The sequence below is a fragment of the Pedobacter sp. genome (assembly GCF_035566355.1).
In the GTDB taxonomy this organism is placed as follows: Bacteria; Bacteroidota; Bacteroidia; order Sphingobacteriales; family Sphingobacteriaceae; genus Pedobacter.
Map to the genome: position 1 here is coordinate 1 of NZ_DATMRL010000713.1, position 7421 is coordinate 7421.

At 39.8% G+C, this 7421-nt stretch carries 5 protein-coding genes; all 5 read right to left on the reverse strand.

Annotated features, from left to right (window positions below; genetic code table 11):
- A partial coding sequence (locus VNZ46_RS28020; protein WP_325564785.1) for a RagB/SusD family nutrient uptake outer membrane protein occupies positions 1-1289 on the reverse strand: 1289 nt, incomplete at its 3' end.
- A gap of 1 nt (position 1290) precedes the next feature.
- Positions 1291-4584: a TonB-dependent receptor gene (locus VNZ46_RS28025; RefSeq protein WP_325564787.1), complete on the reverse strand. Its 3294-nt coding sequence runs from the start codon at positions 4582-4584 to the stop codon at positions 1291-1293.
- Between the two features lie 275 nt (positions 4585-4859).
- A complete protein-coding gene (locus tag VNZ46_RS28030; protein WP_325564789.1) occupies positions 4860-5984 on the reverse strand; it encodes a FecR family protein in 1125 nt (374 codons plus the stop codon).
- Positions 5985-6144: 160 nt separating this feature from the next.
- The gene (locus VNZ46_RS28035) at positions 6145-6732 is read right to left on the reverse strand and encodes an RNA polymerase sigma factor (RefSeq protein WP_325564791.1); all 588 of its coding nucleotides are present in this window, start codon (positions 6730-6732) and stop codon (positions 6145-6147) included.
- A 189-nt stretch (positions 6733-6921) separates the two neighbouring features.
- On the reverse strand, positions 6922-7421 hold a 500-nt coding region (locus tag VNZ46_RS28040; protein WP_325564793.1), incomplete at its 5' end, for a thioredoxin family protein.

Genomic DNA, 7421 nt, shown 5'->3' on the forward strand with positions numbered 1-7421 from the left:
ACGATATTGATATCTCCTTCAATCGAAAACCGAACTAAATCATACCATTCTTCTCCACTTTCGCAACCTAATTCCAATTGTTTTTCTTTCAAGACAGCTTGTAACAATTCAGCTTTTGTCTGGACGGAAGATAGAATTAAAGTTGCACCAGCACGGGCACGGATTACATTGATCATGTCCCTGCCTTTAGCTAAATCAGCAGGATTTCCATTTCTGATTAAAGCTTCGGCTAAAATCAAATAAGCCTCCGACAACCTTAAGTAATACTCCGTGTTTGCAGTTAAAGCCTGACCATTAATCGAGGTATTGTTAAATTTACCATTCCGAATCAGGTTACCCGGAGGCGCTGTAAAATAAATCGTAACACTTTGTCTAGGATCACCTGCTAATAACTGGAAGTAAGAATTCTTTGGAAGCACATAAGATCTGAACGCAAAAGCTTTGTTGTTACGTTCATTTTTATCATCAAATGGAGGAGCCAGTAAAGCTTCTTTTGAATTGAACCATTTTGTAAAAACATCAGCAAATTTATCTTCCAGCTTCGCATTCCCTCTCTGATCGATAGTTGCAGCGGCATATTGGGCAGCCTGAATATAATCCCTCTTGTAGAGATATACTTTGGCAAGCAGCATATTGGCCGCTTGCTTGGAGGCAAATTTTGCGGTAGAATACTGTGCTGCGTTTGCGATGGCAAATTTTAAATCTTTCTCAATTTGAGCATAAGATTCGCTAACCGTAGATCGGGGTTTTGGAACAATATCTTTAGCTGGTGCATCCCAGACAACAATTCCGTAGGGAGAAGCGATGTCGTAAAACTGTCCGTATAATCTCAATATCGAAAAATGACTTAAAGCCCTCAAAAAACTGGCTTCAGCAAGAATCTCATTCTTCCTTGGATCAGTGGTAGACAAAAGGCTGGTTTTTTCAATGACATGGCTGCTGAGGTTAACTAAATAGTACCAACTTGTATAAATCCCAGCGAGTGTTGAGTTATCAGGTTTTACATCGTTGTCCGCAAATTGCTGATAACTAGGACCGCCAGAACTACCGACATCAAAACTTATGCCCATACACCCTGTAACACCGGGTTCATCAACAATCAAGCTAAAGGAATGTAGTTGTGCATAAGCTCCAGTTAAAACTTTGTTAGCAGACGGGATATCGGTGATCACGTTTTCTTCACTCAATTTGAAAGGGGGCTCAATGGTGGTCACATCAACAAGGCTACATGCTTGTAGCGATAAGGCAAAAAGAAATGCCGTTGCATATGATAAATATCTCTTTTTCATGTTAGAAAGTAATGTTAAAGCCAAAATTAAATGTTCTTGTGGATGGATAAGCTCCACCATCATATCCTCCCGCTAAAAGGCCGGAACCTGTTGATGTACCGATTTCCGGGTCAGGGCCATCGTACTTGGTCAAAACAAACAAATTAGTTACTCCGGCATACAATTTGATTTGATTAACCTGCTGTTTCATCCATTTGGCAGGATTGATGTAATAAGCCACCTGGATGTTCTTCAGTTTCAGGAATGATCCATCCTGAATGAAGTAATCAGATGCGCGTGAATTTTGATTTGGATCGCCATACACATTTCTAGGCAGATCCGTATTTTTATTATCCTCAGACCATCCATTCAAAATTGACCGGTAATAGTTTTTATTAGACGAATAAATTCCTCCGCTGGCTTTTGCTCCATTTTGTAGTTTTTGACCGCAAGCAAAATAGAATAAAAACGAACCTTCCAATCCACCGTAACGAAGGACATGGTTCCACCCCCCAAAGAATTTTGGTTCGGCATTACCTAGCTTAACCCGGTCACTGTCGGAAATACGTCCGTCTCCATTGATATCTACGAATTTGAAATCACCGGGAGCTGTTTTAACGGACTGGTATAGTTTAGTAGGTGAGGCCTGGTTCAATGCAGTAATCTCAGCTTGTGTTTGGAAAATTCCAGCCACCCGATAGCCAAAAACACTGCCTAAGGCATCTCCTTCCTTAAGGTCGTTCAATGCTAGAGCTGAACCTCCATTTAGTTTTTCTAAACGGCCAATGTTCATATTAAAATTAATATCGGTAGTATATTTAAATTTACCTTGGCTAACCACGTCACCACCAATTACAAATTCAAATCCTTTATTGGAAATATCTCCAACATTTATGGTCTGCCGACTGGAACCCGTTTCAAATGGAATCGGAACACTCAATTCTAAATCCTTTGTATATTTACGATACACATCCACGGATCCTCGAATTTTATTGCCTAAAAATGCAAAATCTAATCCCAGATCTGTTTGATTCGTTGTCTCCCATCGAATACTAGGGTTAGGCACTCCTTCCACTGTTACACCATTTTGACCATTATAGAATACTCCGGAAGAAAAGAATGTACTATAAAGCCAGTCACTCAGATTCGCTGTGCCTGATTTACCTGTAGAGGCTCTTAGTTTCAAATCTGATATCCATTTGTATTTTTTCAGGAATGACTCCTCTGAAATCCTCCAGGAAAAGGCAGTTGAGGGGAAAAATGCCCATTGGTTGTTTGGCCCAAATTTAGTAGACTTATCAGTACGTGCTGTAAAAGTAAAATAGTATTTTCCATTGTAATTGTAATTAGTCCTTGCGAAATAAGATTGCAAGCCACTCAGAGTTCCGCCTGATGCATAACTTTGTATAGATCCCGCAGAGCCCAAATTGTTCAATATATTGTCATCAGGAAAATTGACAGACTCTAATTTCAAGGATGAACCTCGATCTGAAGTAAAAGAAGCGCCGACCATCGCATTCACATAATGTTTTCCAAAGAATTTATCAAACGTAGCCGTATTGTCAAAAATCAAAGAACTAAATTTCATATCGTTATCTTTACGACTTCCTTTTCTTCCATTTCTTATTTCAAACGGGTCGAAACTAGGTGTATAACTAATGGTGACATTATCTGTCTGATTGTAGGAAAGTGTAGATCTTAAGCGTAAAAACTCAAATGGCCTTGCCTCAGCAAATAAGGAAGCCAGTAGATTATCTCCAGTAAGTTTGTCTGTATAAAGTGTTTTCGCTACCGGATTGCCTTGCACGCTATCAATGGTTGTTGCGTATCTGCCATTTTTGTCAAATACCGGAATATCGGGTCTATAACTAGCAATATTATAGTAATAAGTGCTAGATGCTCCATTGGAGATGTTTTTGGTGTAATTTACATTTGCGCCTGCTTTAACCGATTTTACTACTTCAGATTCTATATTGCCGCGAATATTATAGCGATCAATGTTACTTCCTTTAATGACACCTGCCTGGTTATTCATACTGGCTGAAAAGGAGTAATTGGTTTGACCATTGCCTAAACCGCCGCGCAAACCCAGATTCAACATATTAGAATAACTATTCCTGGTAACGAGCTTACGCCAGTCAGTGCTCACATTTTTGTATTGTAGAAAATCAGTTGGAAAAGTGACCCCAGCATTCTTGTAAGCTTGAGTGGCTACCTGAAACAACTCATCTGAAGTCAACATATCAAAATCTTTGATAAACCGATCAGTCATTCCTTGATAACTTAGTGTCAATGTAGGTTTACCTTTTCCTTTTTTGGTCGTTACTAAAATAACACCATTGGCACCTCTGGATCCATAGATAGCGGTCCCCGAAGCATCCTTCAGAATATCTATGCGTTCAATGTCGTCCGGATTAATTGCCGCTAACGGGGAGATCTGAAATGATTTTGTACTTCTGTAAAGATCCGTTCCGTTTCCTTGTCCCATTTGAATTGGCACACCGTCAATCACATATAAGGGTTCGTTTACACCAAATACAGAAGAGGCGCCGCGGATTCTGATAGAAGCGTCAGCACCTGGAGCACCCGACGATTTGACAACCATCACACCCGGCGCGCGGCCAGCCAATGCAACATCAAGGCTAAACGCAGGTTGCTTTTGCATCTCTTCCACATTTACCAAAGAAACGGCTCCGGTCAAATCACGTTTTTTAACCGCACCATAACCCACCGCAACATTAACTTCCTCCAACTGTCCATCTGCCATTTTTAAAACGATAGCCCCCAAATCCTTCCTGGCTTTGAGTTCCTTGGGTAGGTAACCTACATATGAAATGACAAGCACTGCATCCTCTTCCACATCATTCAAGGTAAATTCACCTTTGTTATTGGTAAATACCATTTTTTTTGCCCCCTTAACCTGTACGGTTGCTCCTGGCAGAGGTCCTCCTCCCTCATCCAATATTACCCCTTTGACATCTATGGCCTTAAAGTACTGGATAGCCTGATCTACAAGAGACAATGTTTTATTTTTAACAACAATGCTTTTGTTGTCTATGGTATAGGTAAGCATCTGGCCTGCAAAGACAGCATCCAGAGCATCTGTTAAAGAGCTGTTCTTCAAATTAATGGTTACAGCTTTTGCTCTCTGCAAAACATTCGAGTTAAACAGAACGGTATATCCACTTTGGCTTTCTATGGCACTTAGAACTTCTTCCAAAGAAGCATTTTTCTTAGTGACAGATATTTTTTGTGCGTATCCTGTTGCACTAACCTGTAAACAGGTAAAGGCAATAAGGAAAACAATTAGTTTCATAACTAAAATTGTTTTGGTAATTAGCCCCCGCTTTTTACACAGTGGGGCTAAAAGCATAGAATAATTCATACTTTTACGTTGGTTTGGGTGTGTTGATAATCTATTGGTATAGTTTTTCTTTCCTGCCCTAAATGGCAGGTGTACCCGAACTGTCGGCTGGGAGTGGTGAGAGACTCCTGGCCTTTTTATGTCGGATACTTTTTTTCAGGATTTAATCAGGTATCATTTTGATCATGTTTGTTGGTTTTTGGTTATCAATTGGTTTATTTGAGCGCTTAAGGCGAAACGATAATCTTCCTGCCTTCAATTTTAAAATGAATGGTTTCCGTACGCTCCAGAACCTTTAGTAATTCTGCAACATTTTCGTATTTAGATACCCTGCCTATAAAGGTTTCGCGTTGTACATCACCTTTGTACAGGATCTCTACATCATACCAGCGGGCTACTTTTCTCATAATGCTTTCTATGCTTTCATGATTAAACATAAAATACCCCTCTTTCCACGCCAAGGCCTCTTTTTCAACAGATGGCTGGACAGAAATCTTATTATCCTGCACAATGGACCGCTGAGCAGGTTTTAAAACCACCTCCTGTTTCTGCCCCGAGCCGCTGGCCACGGTTACACGAACAGCCCCTTCAAACAGGTCAGTCCTGGTACTGGATTCGTCAGCGTAACTACTGATATTAAAATGGGTACCTAATACCTCAACCTGCTGTTTACCGGTATTAACTATAAATGGTCTTGTTTTATCTTTAGAAACTTCGAAATAGGCTTCTCCAGACAACTCCACCTTCCGTTGTCCTGCAGCAAATACAGCAGGGAATTTTAAACTGGATGCTGCATTTAGCCAAACCTTGCTCCCATCAGGAAGTACCACCTGATACTGTCCGCCCTTTGGTGTAGAAATTGTATTTATTGCATTAGTACGTTTAACATTATAAAGATTAGGAACGGCGGTATACACCACTTGACCATTGCTCTTTTTTGTAATACTAAAACCAGCTTGTCTGGTAATCTCTCCTTCCCTGACATCATCAAGAACAATATTGGAACCATCTGCCAGGGTTAATATGGCCTTATTTTTTCCAGGCTGGATGTTATTCTTGCTGTACTGATGCTGAGTATCCGGAATATGGAACTTGTTGAAGAAAAAGTATGACCCTATCGAAGTGACAAATAAAACCGCAGCAGCATATTTTAACCAGGATATAGATTTTTTTCTTTTTACAGGCAGATCCCGCGAGAAAATGTGGGCGAGCAAGCGGTCCTGTATAGGAAAACCTAGATCCTTACCTGTAATTTCCTCTTCCATACTTGACCCCAGAATCCGCTTTACTTCTCCAGCATATACAGGATCATGAACATAACTAAAAAACTCTAATGTTTCTTCTTCAGTCATCGAATCCTCAGTATATAACCGAAATAAATGTTTAAGTCTCGTTGCGCTCATTAAATCTCTGAAACAGGGCTTTATCTGATTGATTTTTCCCCGGGTTCAATTGTATTGACAACTGGCAGGGAAATTCGGGGTAGTTAAAAGAAGCTTTTTTTTAAAAAAATTATTTGTACAAATACAACAGCAGAAATATCAGGGCATCTGAATTTTTAAAATGTGTCCTGATGCTTTGTAAGGCCTGTTTCATATGGGAATGTACCGTACCTGCTGAAATGTTGAGCTTTTTAGCCGCCTCCTCGTATTTAAGCCCTTCCACATGACATAAAAAGTAAACCTTTTTTTGTTGTGGACTCAGCAGGTCAACTGCCCTTTTAAGTATTTCAGCAGAGGCATTATAATCAATAGATTCCTGGGTATTCTCCGTAGATTCAGTAAATTCTGCTTTGAGATTCTTATTTACCATAGCCTCCATAGTAAGGCGTTTCAAAAGATTGTAAGCATGATTCCTGGTGATCCGGTTCAGAAAAGCGCCAAAATTTTCAATGCCAGACAATTCGGTTCTTTTCAGCCATATTTTCATAAATATATCCTGAACAACTTCTTCTGCAAGTGTTTCAGACCGGGTAAGCTTAAGTGCAAATCTGTACACAATCCCATGATGTTTTCTGAAAAGAAAAGTAAAAGCCTGCTGATCGCCCTCTGCTACTTTTTCAATCAGTGTATTTTCATCATGAATGATTTTTAAGCCCAACTTTTTATCTGTAATGTGAAAATTGAAAATTCATGTCCAATATCCATATTTATTTCTGCTCTTCCAAGATATAATACCTTTTACGATTTGTATCCGGTATACAAACGAGAAAGACCATCAATTGATGGCCTTTCTGAATCATTATTTACCTAAATTTATCTATTAGCATCCACCATATAGATAATCTCTTTATTTACGGTAGGCATCAAGCCCACTCTTTAAAAACTTAGCATAACTGGCAGCATCATAATCTGCTCCCTGGGCCTTTACCAACTGAGCTTCTGTTTTTGAATCCAGGAGCACATAATAAGGCTGTGAATTGGATTGAAACTTGGATGTTTGCAAATCGCTCCATTTCTTTCCTATCGTATTCAATACCCTTCCTTGAGGTGTGGTGACCACATCCGAAGCAGCTACTTCAGTTTTGTCATCCACGTACAGCTGGATCAGTACATACTCTTCGCTGATCATCTTATACACCTCTGGATTCGGCCATACATTCGCTTCCATCTTCCTGCAATTTACACAAGCATGTCCTGTAAAATCGATGAGTATAGGCTTATTTACTTTTTTAGCATAAGCCAGTCCCTCATTGTAATCAAAGAAAGCATCCAGATTTAAAGGCGCATGAAATATATCTGCATATTTATGGGGGCCTGACGATGGCGTTGCAGAGGTATGGTTTACTT